The sequence below is a fragment of the Paenibacillus nuruki genome, assembly GCF_963311185.1.
Lineage (GTDB): Bacteria > Bacillota > Bacilli > Paenibacillales > Paenibacillaceae > Saccharibacillus > Saccharibacillus nuruki.
This window is the reverse complement of sequence record NZ_OY725677.1, coordinates 4,353,440-4,371,756: the sequence shown is the minus strand read 5'-3', so window position 1 is coordinate 4,371,756 and position 18,317 is coordinate 4,353,440. Positions and strand designations below refer to the sequence as shown.

Genomic DNA, 18,317 nt, shown 5'->3' with positions numbered 1-18,317 from the left:
TACTCCTTTTAGGTGATGTATTGTGTTGGACAAATGCTTCTATGTGTTATCTGTACCGTTACAGTTAGGGGATTTAAGTCGCCCAAGGTATCTCATCTTCTCGTATACTACATATAGTTCTACTCTTCCTATTTTACCATTCTAATTCCATTACATTTAATATAATTGAGGTGAGTATCTATGTACACATTATCTACAACAGAAATTCAAATGTATCTAAAGCAATTAGGTATCGAAGACATTCAACCACCTACCTTAACCTATCTCTGCCAACTGCATCAAGCTCATATACAACGCTTTTCCTGGCAAACCGTTGATATTTTCACAGGGCATCCAGCAAGTATAGATCTTGAGCAATCGATTCCTTTACTGTTAAGCGGACGAAGTGGATATTGTTTTCATCTTAACGGAGCATTTAGTACATTGTTACGTTCTCTAGGTTATCAGGTAGACTGGCATCGTGCAGGGGTACAACCTTTAGGAACAGAGCCACGTATCAATTCGTTTCATCTGGGGTTAACTGTTCATATCGAAGATGAGCAAGGCATAACTCAACCGTGGATTATTGATGTAGGACTAGGTGATATGCCGTATACGCCACTGCCTTTGAGTTATGGTGCTTATGCTCAATCTCCTTTTCAATATCAAGTGGCTGCTTCCAGTATTGATCCCAAAGGATGGCGGTTAGAGCATGATGCTCGTGCTTCGATTGTCGGTGTTGATATTGATCATCAAGTGGTATCCGATCTCGAACCTTTTCAAGCAAATCATGAATTCTACAGTCGCTCTGCGCAGTCTCCATGGTTTGATGTATTTCTTTTGCGCCAGCGTGATGAACATGCCAGTCATGAATTACGTGGATGTATGCTCAAAACGATTGATGTTACAGGGGTTCAGCATACTGAAATTACCAATCAAAAAGACTGGATAGATCAATTACATGATGTGTTCGGTGAGTCATTGAGCCGCTATAGTGCTGTTGAAAAAGATGATATCTGGAAACGAGTACAGCAAGCACATGAACAATGGAAACAGACCAAAGGATTACCAAGCTATTCGTAAATCATTATCTACAAACGTAGATACTATATCTAGAAAAGACTAAAAAGCCACTCCTGTATCGGGAGTGGCTTTGCTGTTTGTATACATGTATTTTGATTATGAATGCAATTGCTCTGCAACTACGGTAAATGTTTTGGGAATCCCTTTGTCAAACACTTCTGATGATTGATTAGGCAATTCTTCGAGTACTTTGATCATCAGACCAGATGTCGCTACTGCTGTCACAATCTCACCAATCGTCCACTGACGTAAATACACTTTTTGCTCGTCTTTGTCCGCTTGATCGGATTCGGCATACTTGGAATACGAGACCGTTTTTTCTGTTAATGAAGTATCAAAGTAATCGCCTGTTACTTTGTGCTTACGGATATTAGCGGTTGTGCCTTTGGACGTAATCAGCTTGGTTGAGATCGGATGGAAATCTTGTAATACCAATCGTCCACCTGAAGCAAGCAAGCTGGATACCACATGGAATAATGGCTGTAAGTCAGTAAAATAATGCAAAATTCCAAATTCCATAAAGACAATATCATATTGATGGTTAAGCTCATTTAACGGCAATTGCAACACATCAGACACAATATATTGCAAAGGTACACCTGCGGCACGTGCCAAATCTTGAGCATATTGCTCATTTTCAGCCGAAAAATCAACGATTGTTAGTTCAGCACCAAGTAGCGCTAAAGCCACCGCTTTGTTGCCATTAGAACCAAGTAAATTGATGATTTTTTTGCCCTGTATATGTTCTTCCATATGTTTAAAAGCAGTCCCGATCCGTTTTTGCGGATCTTGTTTGATTTTCTCAGCCGCTTCCTCAGGTGTACCAAAGCGGTTAACCCATGATTGATACGTACCGTTGTTCCATGCATTCTTATTCTGTTGCGATGATTCCATAACAAACCCTCCATAATAGGCATAACGCGCAAAAATATTATTTTACCTATCGTACCATCTTATTGATGGGTGTAGTTATTTTTATCGCTTTTTATTGAATTTAGATCCATCAGTGCTGGATGTATATCATCTGTATCATGACTCATTGGCATCGATAACTAGAACTTCATTTCCAATTAGCGATATAATAGTCTATATGTATACCGAACGTTAGCAACAGGAAAGGACGTGACTTCATCTGTGTCCGATACAATGTCTTATTCATTTTCTCGAAATCAACTCTGCTTTTGTGGAAGCGGGCAAAAGCTGAAACATTGCCATAGAACAGCTGCACCGGATAGTCGTGCTGCTCATCTGTATCACCTGTACCAAGAAGTTGATCAGACGATCGAAGATTATCGGGCGACAAGTGTACAGCAACCTCCTTGTTCGGCTGGTTGCCGGGCTTGTTGTTCAGATTATGTGCCTATCTCCCAAGTGGAATTTGAATTGTTATTGATCTATATGAAGCGCAATTGGAGTCAGGCTGATATTCAACAAGCTTTTGCCAAAGCCGCTACCGATTGGGAAACATTTCGTATCGAGAATCCACCAATGTATGCTTCATTAGCCCATCCTACAAATACAATTGAAGAATTGGATGCGATTCGTCATCATGCTACACGTAATAGTTTTGCTTGTCCTTTATTAGATGCGGAAAAAGGGACTTGTCGTGTGTATCCTGTACGTCCCTTTATTTGCCGAACACATGGAAGTTCGCATACCTTTTATGGCACATGGAAAGAACGTCTTCGTCCTGAAAAAATATGCGAATATATTCCCGGTGGTAAGCCTCATCGCAAGATCACGCCTAATATTGCAGATCGTTGGAGCGAATATGAACGCGTTGCTGATGTGATGATTGGACCGAAGCGTCGTCCGCTACGCCAATATCCGATTATGTACTGGTTAGTGTTATACGCCAAGCATGGTGGCGGTGTCACAACAGATATTGGTAATCTGGATAACTTTGAACTTTCGTTGCAAGATCATAATGATAAAATGGCTCAATATACAGGCAAATAAAAAAAGAGCAACGATAATTAGCTATCGTTGCTCTTTTTTCAATTATTTCTTGTGCGTATACTCTGCGTTAGCTTTGTTTAACATGGATTTCCAATCGCTAAAATCAGTCTCACGATTCACATGGCGATCAAATAGTTCGCCTTCGACATTCTGAATTTCATCTAGCGTATCCGCTTGGAAGTTACCTTTTTTCAAAAATTCTTCAAAGCTTTTCAAACTAGAGTATTTGCTCATAAACGCTGGATTAAACAACATATCTAAAGATACGTATCCTTCGCCCTGTGCTTCTTTTTGCCCTTGCAAATCTTTCAACAAATCTTCCATTGACATCGGTTTTTGCTTTTTCAAATGACCACTCCTATATTGGGTTTTAGCAATAGATAACTTTCGTTCGATTGCAAACATCTTGTTATTGTAAGCTATTCCAACAGAAAGAACCATACTTCTACATCTAAAATAGAATGTAGATACTTACTATGACTTCTTCTATAACATACTTCTTCTTATTATACCATTAACCGCTGTAGATACCCAGAAACAGATCGCAGAAATTATCCATAGCTCATTGTACAATAGATAAAGATGATAGTGACAAATAGGAAAAAAACCTTCAGCATCACATATACGGTTACGTATAGATGCTTTACTGAAGGTGATAGGGATCTTTATTTATTGCTTGCTTCCCACTCTGCCACTTCGGCACGAACCAGTGGAGCTACTTCTTTACCTAATAATTCGATTCCATGCATAACTTGATCATGTGGCATCGTGCCGACGGGTGCATGTAAAAAGAATCGAGTAATCCCAACCTGTTTACGCAAATTAATAATTTTGCGAGCGACTGTAGCTGGATCACCTACATAGAGCGCACCTTGCTCACTACGTGCAGCATCAAAGCTATTGCGTGTATAAGGACCCCATCCACGCTCTTTACCAAGCTTATTCATACTTTGTTGTGTGGAAGGGAAAAATTGCTCTACAGCGAGTTCGGTTGTATCTGCAATAAATCCATGGGAATGACAAGCAACAGACAATGTTGAAGCATCATGTCCAGCGTGCGCTGCTGCTTTGTAATACAGCTCAACCAATGGAGCGAATTGAGCAGGTTGTCCGCCAATAATGGCTAGGACTAACGGTAAGCCTAACATACCTGCACGAATCACAGACTCTGTATTGCCTCCACTGCCTATCCATACTGGCAATAACTCTTGTACAGGACGTGGATAGACACCTAGATTATGAATAGCAGCACGATGCTGTCCTTGCCAGCTTACTTTTTCAGAAGCTCTAATTTTTAACAGCAAATCTAACTTCTCATCAAATAATTCATTATAATCATCCAGATCGTAGCCGAATAATGGGAACGATTCGATAAAAGAACCCCGTCCTGCCATAATCTCAGCTCGTCCATTCGAGATACCATCCAATGTCGCAAAATCTTGAAATACACGCACAGGATCAGCTGAAGAAAGAACGGTAACTGCACTCGATAAACGAATACGCTCGGTTTGCGAAGCCGCCGCAGCTAAAATAACCGCTGGTGAAGAAGCCGCATAATCTTCCCGATGATGCTCCCCTACTCCGTATACATCCAGTCCTACTTGATCCGCAAGTACAATCTCTTCTACTACTTCACGAATACGTTGTGCATGACTCATCACTTCACCAGTTTGTGCATCGGGTGAAGTTTCTACAAATGTGCTTATGCCTATTTCCATGGAAAAATTCCCTGCTTTCTTATTCTATTTATTTTTATCTATATCGCTATAAATTTGTTATTTACTAACTTTACAAGTAATATCTTTATATTGAACCTTTTTTAGATGAATATCAAGTCTTTTATAACAAATATAGATAAAAAGAAGAATAAAAAAGCAATCATTCATAGGATAATGCGTCCTGGCCTATTTTTTGTAACGTATGCATCACTTGCTGATAGGGCGAAGGTCCATAACTAATTCGGGATACTCCCCATGATGATAATTCTTTCAATGAAGGGGTGTCTGTAGTAAACATAATATTGATCGGTAATGGAGAATGAGTACATAACATTTGAATCGAAGAAGGATCGCTTAATCCGGGTACAAAAAATCCATTAGCCCCAGCATTCGCATACGCTGTAGCACGCATTAAAGCATGTTCTGTATGTTCCTTTTGCATAAAAACCGAAGATAGCGGATCGGCTTGTAAGAAAATATCGGTACGTGCATTAATGAATAAAGGAATCCCTAACTGATCCGCCGCCTGACGTGCAGCTGATATACGTGCACACTGCTCTTCTACCGAATATAATCGTTGTTCACCAATAATCTGATCTTCGATATTGATCCCTACAGCGCCTGCTTCGATAATCATTTGTACCGATTGAGAGACGTGTTCAGGTGTATCCCCGTAACCACTTTCGATATCAACCGTGATAGGCAACTGTACGTTGTGCTTGATCTGTTTAAGATTCGCGATCACCTGTGCAAAAGGTACCGCTTGTCCATCTTCATACCCGTGTGCAGTAGCTACTGACCAACTACCTGTTGCAATCACTTTAGCGCCTGTACGTTCAATCACAGCTGCGCTACCTGCATCCCAGATATTGACCAGAATGAGCGGATTTCCTTTCACATGTAGATCATGTAATACTTGTGCTTGCTGTATTTGCGTAGACATTCAGCAGACTCTCCTTCTATGTTGGTTTATTGTTCTTTACGTTGAGCTTGTGTGACTTGAGCTTGTTCATTTTGTAATAACCATGCTTTACGTGTGAGTCCACCGCCATAGCCACCCAGTTCTCCATTGGAATTAATCACTCGATGACAAGGAACTACAAGTGCCAATGGATTCGCTCCATTCGCTTGAGCAACCGCGCGAAAAGCAGATGGTCTACCTAGCGCTATCGCAATCTGAGCGTAAGAACGTGTTTCTCCTGCTGGAATCTTCATTAATTGCTCCCATACTTGTTGTTGAAAAGGAGAACCTAATAACGCTAACGGTGCTGTAAATGTAGTACGTGCTCCTGCAAAATACTCATTCAACTGTTGCTCGATTAAGCGAATCGTTTCGGTCATACCCGGAATAATCGCCGATCGGGTCTTGATGCGTAATCGTTCGACTTCACGTTCTAGTCCTCTACGATCTACAAATTCTAATAGATATAATGCTTCTTCACTTGCTATAGCGATCATTGGCCCGAGTGTTGTATCGATCCAAGAAGCTTTGAGTATACGATCTTCTGTTAGTAAAGTCGGTGCTGCACCCATAATGCGTGCAAAAGCATCTCGAAATCCACTGCTCGACTCATAACCTGCGGATAATTGTGTATCAATAACAGTCTGTCCGGCACGAATATGTTTGAGTGCTAATCCCATACGCCGAGCCCGTGCATATTCAACAAATGTCATCCCAAAACGCTTTTTAAATTGGCGACGAGCTGTAGATTCATCTACCGACAATTGGCGAAAATCTTCTTCACGCCAGCGCTTTTCGGGTTCTTTTTCGACAGCTTCAACCAGTAAACGCACCACATCAGACACATGGTTGGGATGCGATAAAGGGCGACAACGCTGGCATGGGCGATAGGAAGCGAGTAATGCTTGTTGCGCTGTTGCATAGAACTCACAGTTTTCAAACTTCGGCTTACGCGCTGGACACGTCGGACGACAAAATACACCTGTCGTTTTGACACCGACATAGAACAATCCTTCGTATTCTGTCTTTTTTTCAAGTAATGCTTGGTAATACTCTTGCTGGTATTCAGGTGAGATCATAGAGAGGCTCCTTTACAAGAAGTGGATACGTTGATTATAATTTCCCGACTGTATCTTCATCGCCGAAATTCAGGCATTGATTTTTTTTATACGAAAAAAGCTAAGCACAATGCTTAGCTTGATTGCTGTTAAAAGACGACTGTATAATCCTTTTTAAATCAGTAGATTAAATCTTTTTCACAAATTCAGACTTCAATTTCATTGCACCAAAGCCATCGATTTTGCAGTCGATATCATGATCGCCGTCAACCAGACGAATATTTTTGACTTTTGTACCGATTTTGAGTGTAGAAGAACTGCCTTTGACTTTTAAGTCTTTGATAATCGTGATCGAATCGCCATCTTGTAAAATATTGCCGTTAGCATCTTTAACGACTTTTTCTTCGTCAGCCGAATTAGCTTCAGCGGTTGGATTCCATTCATACGCACATTCCGGGCAGATTAACATATCACCATCTTCATATGTATATTCAGAATGACATTTAGGGCAATTAGGCAAGCTTGACATCTTTTCATTTCTCCATTCGTTCGGTTCATGTGACAACCTGTTTATGCTTATATTTTGCCATAGAGTTGGAAGTTGTACAAATCTTTATTCAAGAGTAACTATTATTTCCTTATTGCGCTTTATTTAGTTAAACTAGAGGTATCCTTTTACTATATGAACAGGAGGCGTTACATATGGCTTTTACGATTAATAACCTTACCGATAACAGCAATACGGTGATCAAAGACAAAGTGGGTAGCTTCACAGTCTTGGAGTATATCAAAGATCTCAGTTGTACCTCGGTGGGCGAAGCGACTGCTCAATATTATATGTCCAAAAGCAACATGCACCGCAAACAATTAATGATCGAGATTAACAATAGTGAAATTATGATGCGTGCTGGAGCGATGCAGTATACGGTCGGTAATATGGAAATGACGACAGGGGTCAAAGGCGCTGGTGGAGCAGTACGGGGTTTCCTTAGTGGAGCGGCAACAGGTACAGGTTCGATCAAGCCACTCTATAACGGAACAGGTACGATTCTGTTAGAACCAACTTACAAATATATCTGGTTAATTGATGTTGATAACGATGAAATTGTCATGGATGATGGATTGTTTTTGGCTTGTGAGACGACACTCAAAATCGGCGTTGTCGCCCGTAGTAACTTTTCTTCTGCTGTACTTGGTGGTGAAGGATTATTTAACATGAGCGCTAGTGGTAAAGGTGTTATTGCTCTCGAAGCACCTGTTCCTGCTGAAGAAGCAGTAGTGATTGAACTGCAAAATGATGTGCTCAAAGTCGATGGAAACTTTGCGATGATGTGGTCGAATACACTCAACTTTACCGTCGAGAAATCAGGCAAAACCAAAATGGGTTCTTTGGCATCTGGCGAAGGATTAGTGAACGTCTATCGTGGTACAGGAACGGTCTGGTTAGCTCCACCTTCTAACTAATACACATTAGACTCTTCTCATGTGGTATCACAAAAAAGGTAAAGAACGCTTTTAAGCATTCTTTACCTTTTACTTTATGACCAACTTCTAAGATCTACATACTGTATTACGCCGCTCCGAAAACCTTCATAAGACCTATAATGATAATTCCTACAGCGCCAAAGTCGGTATCGCCAAACGTAGAACCACCAAATCCGAACTGTGTCAGGAAGATCAGCAGTATAGCGGGTAAGAAACTAATTAATAATCCATTGGCAAACGCACCCATCATCGCTCCACGCCGTCCACCTGTTGCATTACCGAATACACCTGCCGCTGCGCCTGTGAAAAAGTGAGGAACCAATCCAGGAATAATCACTTTTAAGCCGACAGCCGGTAAAATAAACATCGATAACAACCCAGCTAAAAAGCTAAACAAAAAGCCGATAATAACTGCATTCGGTGCAAAAGGAAATACGGTCGGGCAATCGAGGGCAGGCTTCGTATTGGGAGCCCATTTCTCGGCAATTCCTTTAAACGCAGGTACAATCTCTGCAATCAACATCCGTACGCCGGCAAGAATAATGTATACGCCTGCTGCAAAGGTTATCGCTTGAATCAGAGAAAAGACGATAAAGTTAGAACCACCAGACAATTCCGTCTGAATATACTCTTGTCCTGCAAATAAAGCTACAACAATAAAGAAGATCGACATCGTTAGGGATACTGCTACAGAAGTATCTCGCAAAAAGCCTAACGATTGGGGAACTTTGATCTGCTCGGTTGTTTTTTCTTTATTTCCAAACCATTTACCAATCGTAGCGGAGACAAAGTAACCGATCGAACCAAAATGCCCGACAGCAAAATCGTCGCTACCTGTAATCTGGCGTACATACGGTTGTAAAATCGCTGGGAATACCACCATACATAATCCCAAAATAATCGATCCTACAATCACCAGTGGTGCACCACTCATACCACCAACGGTTAAAGATACCGCAATGAGACAAGCCATAAATAAAGTATGATGTCCGGTTAAGAAAATGTATTTTAGCGGTGTAAAACGTGCCAGTATAATATTAACGATCATCCCGAAGACCATAATAAGAGCCGTAGACGCTCCGAATTGACTTTGCGCTGCCGCAACAATCGCTTCATTGGTCGGGATAATGCCGGGAACTTGAAAAGCATGCGTAAACATTTGACCAAAGATATCTAGAGCACCTGTTAATACGGTTGCCCCTGCTCCAATAATCACAAAACCCATAATCGTTTTGAGTGTACCGGAGACGACGGTAGCAATAGGCTTGCGCTGTAAAAGAAGTCCGATAAGCGCAAACAGTCCAACCAGTATCGACGGTGTGCCTAGAATATCGTTCATTATTAAGTTCATCATATCGGCTCTACCTTCTTCCCTAAAATCAAGCTAGAAGCGGTTCTAATTTGGATTTAATTTCAGGGATACTCATCATATTTTCAAGGGATACGACAGTACGACCCCCATCACTGAGTTGTGCCATAATATCTGCCGCGCCAATAAAGATATCAGCTTGCTCGGATTTGGCTGACGATAGATCGGTGTGATCCACATCTGCTACTTTGCCCATTTCAGTTAATGCTTTCTTGATATTGATCTCCATAATAAAGCTGCTTCCCAATCCGTTTCCACATACGACCATAATTTTCATTCTGTTTCCTCCTTAGAATAGTGATGAATATATTGCATGAGTACATTTTTATCTGGACTGTTCAAAATATCTTCGATATTGGATGGCTCACCAAGCAGATGTGTCAATTGCACCAGTGCTCGCAAATGAGACGAACGGTCTGCCGCCGCCAAAATAATAATCAGACGTACAGGCTTATCCGGTGCAAAATAAACCGCTTCTTCTAAGCGCAAAAAGCTCATGGATAACGAGCGTACCCCTTGATCTGGACGAGCATGTGGAATCGCTACTCCTGGTGTAATCACCACATACGGCCCATTTTGTTCGATCGATTGGATCATCGCTTCAATATATTCTTCTTCGATCGTACCCATCTCTAATAGTGGCTGAGAGGCTACTGCAATCGCTTCTTTCCAATCGCTGACATTCGACTGGAAAGTGATCGTCTTTTCTGTAATCAATTGTTCCAGCAAAGGTTTCTCTGCCCCCTCTAGGGAATGCTTATTTGTTCTATGCGTATAGGTATAAATGTGTGCTTGTAAGGCTTTTTCTAATTCATCCGGTTGCAAAATCGTAGCATGCTGACCAATCACTTTGAGCAGTGAAGCAGTATCTACTTTTTCGATCGTGTATCCGTATAATTCTTGCATCACTTGTTGTCGTAGCTTTTGTTTATCTGGAATCTCCATAATCGGTGGAACCACGAACAGTGGCGCAGAGGTTCTCAAATGTACCGTAGAGAACACCAGATCATAACTCAAGTTATAATTCGCCATACCTCGCACCGACAAAGCATCTAAAAACAACAGCTCAGGAAACATTTCACGTAGCGTATACATCAGAATATGACTGATTCCTATCCCGTTCGCACATACGACAATGGCTCGCTTACGATCATCCAGTACCGTCCCCTGCCTGCGTAGCCATCCACCAAAATGAATCGTAAAGTAAGCGGCTTCATCTTCAGGCACTTTGACACCGATACTTTTTTCAAGTGGAATCAACGCTTTGTGAGTTAAATGATGAAGTTCAGGATAGACTTTCTGAATCCGCTCGGTCATATGATTGATCAATGAAATACCGTATAACATGCGGTAATAGGCAGGTCTTAAATGCACATATAGTTGCTGATACAACACGTCTTGATCTTGCAGACTGACACATGCCCAACGTTCAAATTCGGACACAATCTCACGAATTAACTGCTGGATGACTTTATCTTCTTGTAGTGGTGAAATGTCTCGCGTGCGGTTCATACTAAGCAAATGCAGCGTCGCATATAGATATTCGTTTTGATTCCATGGCTGTCTAAAAGCAGACGATTGAACCATTTGCTTCACCAGTTGATACTCCTGTGTGCCGGTTAACTCTTCCCAACTTTGTTGTACCGGTAAAGTAGAACCTTTGCCAATCAGTTGATCGGTACATAGCATCAGGTAGGTCAGTTCTTGTAGACGCTCATCAGCAAAGCTAATAGCCAGTTGATGCTCTACATGTTCCAACTGCTGACGGATCTGTTCTAGCTGTTCAGCTTGCTCTTCCCAGATACATTGAATAATCAATAAATGACTGGGGCTATTCAACACTTCTGGCAACCATTCTTCGATCAAATGGCGTTTGCGATGGTTGCTTCCTTTGAGCACGTACCCATCTTTTTTTGAGTACTCGATCGACAGCTTATAGGTATGCAATTTCAACTTGAGTCGTTGCAAATCTTTGAGTACGGTATTACGAGAGACGCTGGCGATCGACTGAAAGTGATACACCGACAGCGATTCCGGACTTAATAGCAACAGCAGTCCGAATACCTTTTCCCGATCTCCTTCTGAAAAGAGATATGAGCGCTTGGTTAACTTTACAGGTACGTCTTCTGCTCGTATCACATCGGTTAAGTAGTAACCCACTTGCCGATCGTACGAGATCACCGAGTAACCGTGATGCACTAACCAATCATTTATTTTGTTAATACTGTATTGCAATTGTCTTCGGGTAAGCTCCATATGAGTTTCCAATTCGACCATCGTAAGCGCAGATGACTGTTGGAGTAATTGTAAGATGCCGGCACTTCGTTCATCTAAAATCATCTTTGTGTTGCCTCCCTTGTGATAACGATACAATAATACATAACAAATCTATACTGTTTTTGAGTCCCTTTATTGTCGACTAATCTGCACAACAATATACACTTCCTTTGCCAAGCAGATTCAAAAGGAACGTATTCACAGGAATTAAAAAGAAGTTACTGCTTATCATATTGATCTCCTTGTCAAAACAACAGTCTTATATATCAAGCCATTCCAACAACAAGAAGTTTCACCCAGCGATTGGTTATCCTATCCTTATTTAGAGCTACCTTATTCCGTCATCAGCCTCAACTAGGGATCGCTATCACTCCTATCAAAAAACGTTCCCGAATATCTCTACGGGAACGTTTTGGAATCCTTTTATATGTTGGTAATACGTGCTGATTGGTTGATTAACTCGTGAAATATTACTTCTCTTTATTGATCACGCAAAGCCAGTATTCTAGCAATATTTTCACAGGTACGTTCTACATTGTGTGGCCCTGCTTGCAATAAAGAAGGAAGATCAGACGCTCCAGGCACAATCCCGAATATGGCATCGATCCCTTCATCGTATAATGTATCAATACCTTCTCCAATATAACCCGCAATCGCAATCACTTGTTTACCTGATGCCTGCGCCGCTCGAGCCACACCGTAAGGTGTTTTGCCAAATGTGGTCTGAGAATCGATTCCACCTTCACCTGTAAATACAAAATCAGCTTGTTTTAATTTCTCTACTAAGCCACTATATTCGATCACGATATCGATGCCTTTTTGCAAAACAGCTTGTGTAAAAATCATCAATCCTGCACCTAATCCACCTGCCGCCCCTGCACCCGGAAGATGAGCAACATCTTGATCCAATTGGTGCTTGACCATGCTAGCATAATGGTTCAAGTTATCATCCAATTGCTGGATCATCTCAGGTGTAGCTCCTTTTTGTGGGCCAAATACTCGGGAAGCTCCATCTTCACCACACAATGGATTGGTGACATCACAAGCCACAATCAACTGCACTTCTTGCAGACGTGGATCAAGTAAAGAGATATCAATCGTTATTAATCGATTCAGATCACCACCGCCTCGCGCAAGCGGTTGCCCCTCAGCATCAAGAAAGCGCACTCCTAAGGCTTCCGCCATTCCTGTGCCACCATCATTTGTCGCACTTCCACCGATACCAATAATGATCTTGTTCATCCCACGATCTATACACTCTCGAATCAATTCACCGGTGCCGTAAGTCGTTGTTATGAGTGGATTACGAGTATTCTGATTGACATGATGGATACCACTGGCTGAAGCCATCTCGATCACACCTGTACTACCATCGCCCATAATACCGTAAGCAGCGGTTACCGGTGTTCCGAGCGGACCTGTCACTTCTTTCTGATACAATTGTCCACCTGAAGCATCGACTAGCGATTGAACCGTACCTTCTCCGCCATCTGCCATCGGAACATGGATATATTGTGCTTCTGGATAGACTTTACGTAACCCTTTTTCCATAGCGATACAGACTTCTTTGGCAGTCATACTTTCTTTGAATGAATCGGGTGCTAATAAAAATGTTGGTCTATTCATCCTCTCACCTCACTACAGTATAAATCTGTAAAGGATCGTCCATTCTTCTATCTGTATTTCTCATATTGCCTTGTTGAACATACACTTAGTATAGCGCTATCAAATTCAAAAAAATATTGATAAAAAGACGAAATGGATTGTGCAAATGACCTATACATTTTATCATCATCACTTGAATATTTATGCGTCCAATTCATTTCAATGAGGGTAATAGACAAAGAAGCATATCACAGAATACATATTATCTTTGATCTATGAAAGGAGCTAACTGCTTGAATCCATCGGCGATGTTATTTTTGAAAAATGGTCTACGATTATTACGACCGGTTGCTGTTATTGCTTCTAGTGTTGTCATTATCTTTTCAGGTGTTTTTCCACTGTTTGCTTATTATGATCTGCCTAATGGAGTCTTGAGTGCTGTCTCCTTGTTGTTACTGGTAGGTTGCTTTGTTATTCATGGTGCATTAACCCATGCACTGAATGACTATACCGATTACTTATCAGGGACAGATCAACATAGCCCTGCTTACTTATCCGGAGGTAGTCGCGTTATTCAAGAAGGTCGTATCGCTCCACATACACTCAAATGGATCGGTTATGGGCTTGCAATCGGGTTATTAGTCATTGCTGGAATCCTTGCTTTACTCGGTTATTATCCGTTAGCGTTATTACTGGTGATTGGTGTATGGGGAGCGGCTTCATACTCGCTACCACCGTTACGATTCAGTTATATTCCATTGGCAGGTGAATGGTTAAGTACATTTCCATCTGCTTTTTTCTTAGGATTAGCAGGCGTCTGGATCATGTTAGGCGATTTTCCAGAATGGGCAGTCCAAAATGCAGTTATCAATGCGCTCTATTGTATTGCATGGGTAATGATTCACCATATTCCTGATCTACAAGCCGATCAACAAGCTTCTCCAGTGAAGCGAACAAGTGTAGTCTGGTCAGTGGCTATGTTCGGTCCGAAATATAGTGCATTGCCTGCGATTGTATATATGATTTTGATCGGATTATGTGGATTATGGTTAGGTACAGATCGGTTATGGGCAGCAATCGGAGTGGTTATAATTGTGATCTTGTCTATCTTTTTTATTATCAAAACAGATACACAGAATGCCGAGCAAGTGACTACTTGTGAGAAAAAATTGTTATTGCTCGCTATGATCAATGCAGTATGGTTAGGCATATTTATCTAAATAACAAAAAGAGTCGATACCGTCTAGCTTCATCATCGGTATCGACTCTTTTATTACACATTTCTAATTACGTCCTACTTTTAATACGCTTCAAAGTAACTTTGAATGGTCGTAGGATCTTTGGTCTGAGTAAGTGCTAGCATCAACAGAATACGGGCTTTCTGCGGATTAAGTGAATCTGCATATAGTGTTCCAATTTCAGCATCCGAATCTAACGGAGTGACAACACCGCTACCTGTACGTGTAGAACGAACTACGGTTACTCCTTGATCAACAGCCCTAGCGGCACCTTCACTTGAACGTGTAGATAACGATCCATTGCCACTCCCTGCCACTACAATGCCTTTAGCGCCTGAAGCTACTGCCGCATCATACAGATAACTACCATTATTTTGATATTCGTATAAAATATCAACCTGTGGTAATTCCGTTATGCCTTTCACATCAAAAATAGTATTGGCTGTGTGTTTGCGTGTAGATTGATTATAAAAGTACACTTTATCGCCTGATACTACACCAAGATAACCTTGTTCTACTGATTTAAATGTATCTGTTCCTGTGGTGTTGGTTTTGGTAATATAACGTGCTGCGCCAATCCGATCATTAAGAGCAATCATCACACCTTTGCCAGTGGCTTCAGGGTTACTCGCAATTTTGACCGCATTGTATAAGTTAAATGAACCATCCGCACTGATCGCTGTTGCTGGACGCATTGCGCCTACAACGACTACAGGCTTATCACTTTTGACAACTAAATCTAGAAAATAAGCCGTTTCTTCTAATGTATCTGTACCATGTGTTACTACAATCCCATCGACATCATCTGAAGCCAGTAACTCATTGATCCGATTGGCTAATTGGAGCAAAACAGCATTGTCTATGTCAGGGCTACCCACATTAGCAATTTGTTCGCCACTAATATCTGCTACTTTTTTCATTTCAGGTACCGCATTGATCAGTACATCAATCCCTAGTGCACCTGCTTTATATCCAGTTACATCGGTGTTGGATTCGGAAGAGCCAGCAATCGTTCCGCCTGTAGCAAGAATCTTGATCTTAGGCAAAGATGTTTGTACAGCTGTAGTCTGAGAAGTGGTGCTCGTTTCTGTTGCCGCTGATACCGAATAGCTCATGACAGGCATCAACAATACCGCTGTTAACATCGAAATGCACCATTTTTGTTTCCATTGTACTGATAATTTCATATCCATCCCCCTCAATAAGTAGATCATACTGACATCATCGTAAATTTTATGTAACTTAATATCACATTAATGTAATATTAATATTGATTATAACGATATAACGTGAAATAACTCAATACTTTTGTATATTTATGCAAATAATATGTTATTTTATATAACACAAAATAAGGATATCAGCTTATTTATCTGATATCCTTATTTTTCATGTTAGGTTATATTCATATATAGTATAAAAAGATTACTGTGCCGTATCTGATGTGCTATCTGTTGTTGTGTTGTTCGTCATATTTCTAGACGGTCTTTGACCTCCGCCCCCACCAAATCCTGTATTAGCTGTCGTTACACCTGATTCGTTCACCCATGTAATCTGGCTCGCTAATTCAAAATCAACCACTTTAGTACCACCTGTGTATTCACCGTCTGCATATAGTCCATCTGTTGCTGTACCTGTAGATGTTCCACCTGTATAGATAGAATATGAACTACCTTTCACTAGATCCGGTGAGCTAACTACAACCGATTGGTAATCTTTTGTCGGTGCCAAAGTTAATATATTTTTACCTGCGCTATCTTGAATATGAACTAATGTGCCTGCATTTTGAGTGGCAGAATAACTCATACTGATTGCCGCTTGAGTAGAATCATCAGAAGGTGCTTGAGTCATGCCTGAACTTCCGACAGCAACTACATATCCACCTGTCATCTCAAAAGTACCATCATAATCGAGTGAACCATTTCCATTCGTTGTTGGGCCGTTCACGATCACAGTTCCGCCTGACATTGTGATGGATCCATTGGAATCTAATCCATCGCCTTGAGCATCTACAGTGAGTGTACCACCTGTAATATTTAATAAAGCATTTTGAGAACTTCCTTGACCTCCACCGAATCCACCTGGAGGCGCGCTGTTACCTGCTGGATCTGTTGTAGATGTAGGATCTGTAGACGTTGTTGCTGTCGTACTGGACTCTGTTGGAGTTGGTTCTGTTGTTGAAGTCTCTGTCGTTGTGGTATTCGCATCACCCGAAGCATTTACACCGTCATCAGAAGCTATGACATTGGTGTCTCCACCAGATACATTAATATTGGTTGCTTCTAACCCTTCGTAACTGGTTGTAATATTGATTTTGCCACCCGAGATATTCAGATCCACATCAGCATGCATAGCATCATCGCCTGTCGCAATTTCAAGTGTACCGCCTGTGACATGTACAGTTGCATTACTATGAACAGCATCATCTGCGGAATCTATTGTGAACGTACCCTCATTAATCGTGATATCACCTGTTGCTTTCAGCCCTTTGGTACTCGTTGATTCGGTAGCTGTTGCATCGGTATCAGTTGAAGATGTTGTTGTCTCTGTAGACGTTGTTGCTGTAGCTTGAGCATCTTGAGTTTGTCGTCCACCGAATCCTCCGCCTTGACCGGGTTGCTCTTCAACTTTTGCTTCCGCTTGAGTATGACCTCCACCGGATACAATATTAAATGTTCCATCGTCGATCACTAATTGCTTTTCAGATTGAATACCATCGTTGGTCGATTGAATATCAAATGTCCCGCCTGCAATAGCGATAAATCCTTTATCGGCATCAGTATCATTCGTCGATTTAATACCATCGCCACCCGCTACAATATGGAATGTACCCTCTTCGATCGCAACCATATCTTTACCTACAATACCGTCATCTTTTGCTGTGATATTCAGTGTACCGGATACGATTTTTAGATCATCTTTACTTGTGATTCCATCTTTATAATTGGCGTTGACCGATAATGTACCTTCCCCATTGATCGTCAGATCGGCTTTGCTAAAAATCGCTGCGCTAGGCTCATCTGTGGTATCATCTGCTAATGTATACGTTGCTCCATCCGTGATCACATTTTTAGTGCCATCAGCTAATGTCATAAATGCGTTTTTAGCTTCTTTGATATAGATTGGCGCGCTATCATTATCTGTAATCGTTACGCCGTTCAATACCAGTATCACATCTTGATCATCCTGTGAATCGACAACAATCTGTCCGTCTGTCAGTTCACCACTAAGCACATACGTACCACCTGCGGTAATTGTAATGATGCTACTGGTTGCAGTTGCGCCATTGCCTGTAATCGTAGCACTGGAGCCTGTTAATTGAATCGCTGTATAGTCGGATGATTTCCAATCGATAGCATCATCGCCACTGTCAAAAGTCACTAGATCCGAGACTTTCAACGCCGTGGAAGAGGAAGCAGTTGTTGCTGTTGTAGACACTGTAGCGGTTGAGCTAGTTGCCGCCGCCAATGCCTCGGTTGCTGTCGGTGTGGCTGAACTGCAAGCTGATAATGCCAGTGTACTGAGAAGAACAATGCTCAAGTTCGTTTTTGTTATCCATTTTTTCATCGTAATCGTTCCCTTCGA

At 41.4% G+C, this 18,317-nt stretch carries 16 protein-coding genes; 4 read left to right on the top strand and 12 right to left on the bottom strand.

What is annotated here, in order from left to right; translation table 11 throughout:
- Positions 1–180 precede the first annotated feature (180 nt).
- Positions 181–1,062 (top strand): arylamine N-acetyltransferase family protein, encoded by an 882-nt coding sequence (locus RCP16_RS19395; protein WP_308641084.1) that lies wholly within the window; start codon positions 181–183, stop codon positions 1,060–1,062.
- A 96-nt stretch (positions 1,063–1,158) separates the two neighbouring features.
- On the opposite strand, the gene RCP16_RS19390 is transcribed toward RCP16_RS19395, so the two are convergent.
- Positions 1,159–1,956, bottom strand: coding sequence for a class I SAM-dependent methyltransferase (locus RCP16_RS19390; protein WP_308641083.1), 798 nt, complete (start codon positions 1,954–1,956; stop codon positions 1,159–1,161).
- 240 nt (positions 1,957–2,196) lie between these two features.
- Here RCP16_RS19390 and RCP16_RS19385 point away from each other — a divergent pair, with 240 nt between their 5' ends.
- Entirely contained in the window at positions 2,197–3,021 is an 825-nt protein-coding gene (locus RCP16_RS19385; RefSeq protein ID WP_308641082.1) for a YkgJ family cysteine cluster protein, read from the top strand.
- A gap of 42 nt (positions 3,022–3,063) precedes the next feature.
- On the opposite strand, the gene RCP16_RS19380 is transcribed toward RCP16_RS19385, so the two are convergent.
- From RCP16_RS19380 to RCP16_RS19360, 5 genes are all read right to left on the bottom strand, one after another.
- Positions 3,064–3,351 carry a hypothetical protein gene (locus RCP16_RS19380; RefSeq protein ID WP_069326606.1) on the bottom strand — a complete coding sequence of 96 codons (288 nt, stop codon included), beginning with the start codon at positions 3,349–3,351 and terminating at the stop codon, positions 3,064–3,066.
- A gap of 335 nt (positions 3,352–3,686) precedes the next feature.
- A complete protein-coding gene (locus RCP16_RS19375; protein ID WP_069326504.1) occupies positions 3,687–4,739 on the bottom strand; it encodes an LLM class flavin-dependent oxidoreductase in 1,053 nt (350 codons plus the stop codon).
- A gap of 160 nt (positions 4,740–4,899) precedes the next feature.
- On the bottom strand, positions 4,900–5,682 hold the full coding sequence (locus RCP16_RS19370) for an isocitrate lyase/PEP mutase family protein (protein ID WP_308641081.1): 783 nt from the start codon (positions 5,680–5,682) through the stop codon (positions 4,900–4,902).
- A gap of 26 nt (positions 5,683–5,708) precedes the next feature.
- On the bottom strand, positions 5,709–6,779 hold the full coding sequence (locus tag RCP16_RS19365) for a bifunctional transcriptional activator/DNA repair enzyme AdaA (RefSeq protein ID WP_308641080.1): 1,071 nt from the start codon (positions 6,777–6,779) through the stop codon (positions 5,709–5,711).
- Positions 6,780–6,945: 166 nt separating this feature from the next.
- Complete coding sequence (locus RCP16_RS19360) at positions 6,946–7,287, bottom strand: zinc ribbon domain-containing protein YjdM (protein ID WP_273592798.1); 342 nt, start codon at positions 7,285–7,287, stop codon at positions 6,946–6,948.
- A gap of 173 nt (positions 7,288–7,460) precedes the next feature.
- Here RCP16_RS19360 and RCP16_RS19355 point away from each other — a divergent pair, with 173 nt between their 5' ends.
- Positions 7,461–8,222: an AIM24 family protein gene (locus RCP16_RS19355; protein ID WP_137224669.1), complete on the top strand. Its 762-nt coding sequence runs from the start codon at positions 7,461–7,463 to the stop codon at positions 8,220–8,222.
- A gap of 106 nt (positions 8,223–8,328) precedes the next feature.
- Here RCP16_RS19355 and ulaA read toward each other — a convergent pair whose 3' ends face one another.
- The 4 genes from ulaA to RCP16_RS19335 form a co-directional block, all read right to left on the bottom strand.
- Positions 8,329–9,597: a PTS ascorbate transporter subunit IIC gene (gene ulaA / locus RCP16_RS19350; RefSeq protein WP_273592799.1), complete on the bottom strand. Its 1,269-nt coding sequence runs from the start codon at positions 9,595–9,597 to the stop codon at positions 8,329–8,331.
- Between the two features lie 25 nt (positions 9,598–9,622).
- The gene (locus RCP16_RS19345; RefSeq protein WP_069326492.1) at positions 9,623–9,889 is read right to left on the bottom strand and encodes a PTS sugar transporter subunit IIB; all 267 of its coding nucleotides are present in this window, start codon (positions 9,887–9,889) and stop codon (positions 9,623–9,625) included.
- Positions 9,886–11,952 carry a BglG family transcription antiterminator gene (locus tag RCP16_RS19340; protein ID WP_308641079.1) on the bottom strand — a complete coding sequence of 689 codons (2,067 nt, stop codon included), beginning with the start codon at positions 11,950–11,952 and terminating at the stop codon, positions 9,886–9,888. The genes RCP16_RS19345 and RCP16_RS19340 overlap by 4 nt, the downstream gene beginning before the upstream one ends.
- 417 nt (positions 11,953–12,369) lie before the next feature.
- The gene (locus tag RCP16_RS19335) at positions 12,370–13,515 is read right to left on the bottom strand and encodes a glycerate kinase family protein (protein ID WP_308641078.1); all 1,146 of its coding nucleotides are present in this window, start codon (positions 13,513–13,515) and stop codon (positions 12,370–12,372) included.
- Positions 13,516–13,787: 272 nt separating this feature from the next.
- Between RCP16_RS19335 and RCP16_RS19330 the strand changes: the two genes are divergently transcribed.
- Positions 13,788–14,714: a prenyltransferase gene (locus tag RCP16_RS19330; protein ID WP_273592801.1), complete on the top strand. Its 927-nt coding sequence runs from the start codon at positions 13,788–13,790 to the stop codon at positions 14,712–14,714.
- An 80-nt stretch (positions 14,715–14,794) separates the two neighbouring features.
- Here the strand turns inward: RCP16_RS19330 and RCP16_RS19325 are convergent, their stop codons facing one another.
- Together RCP16_RS19325 and RCP16_RS19320 are read right to left on the bottom strand one after the other, a co-directional pair.
- The gene (locus RCP16_RS19325; protein WP_069326603.1) at positions 14,795–15,877 is read right to left on the bottom strand and encodes a type II asparaginase; all 1,083 of its coding nucleotides are present in this window, start codon (positions 15,875–15,877) and stop codon (positions 14,795–14,797) included.
- A 280-nt stretch (positions 15,878–16,157) separates the two neighbouring features.
- Complete coding sequence (locus RCP16_RS19320) at positions 16,158–18,299, bottom strand: carbohydrate-binding domain-containing protein (protein WP_308641077.1); 2,142 nt, start codon at positions 18,297–18,299, stop codon at positions 16,158–16,160.
- Positions 18,300–18,317 lie beyond the last annotated feature (18 nt).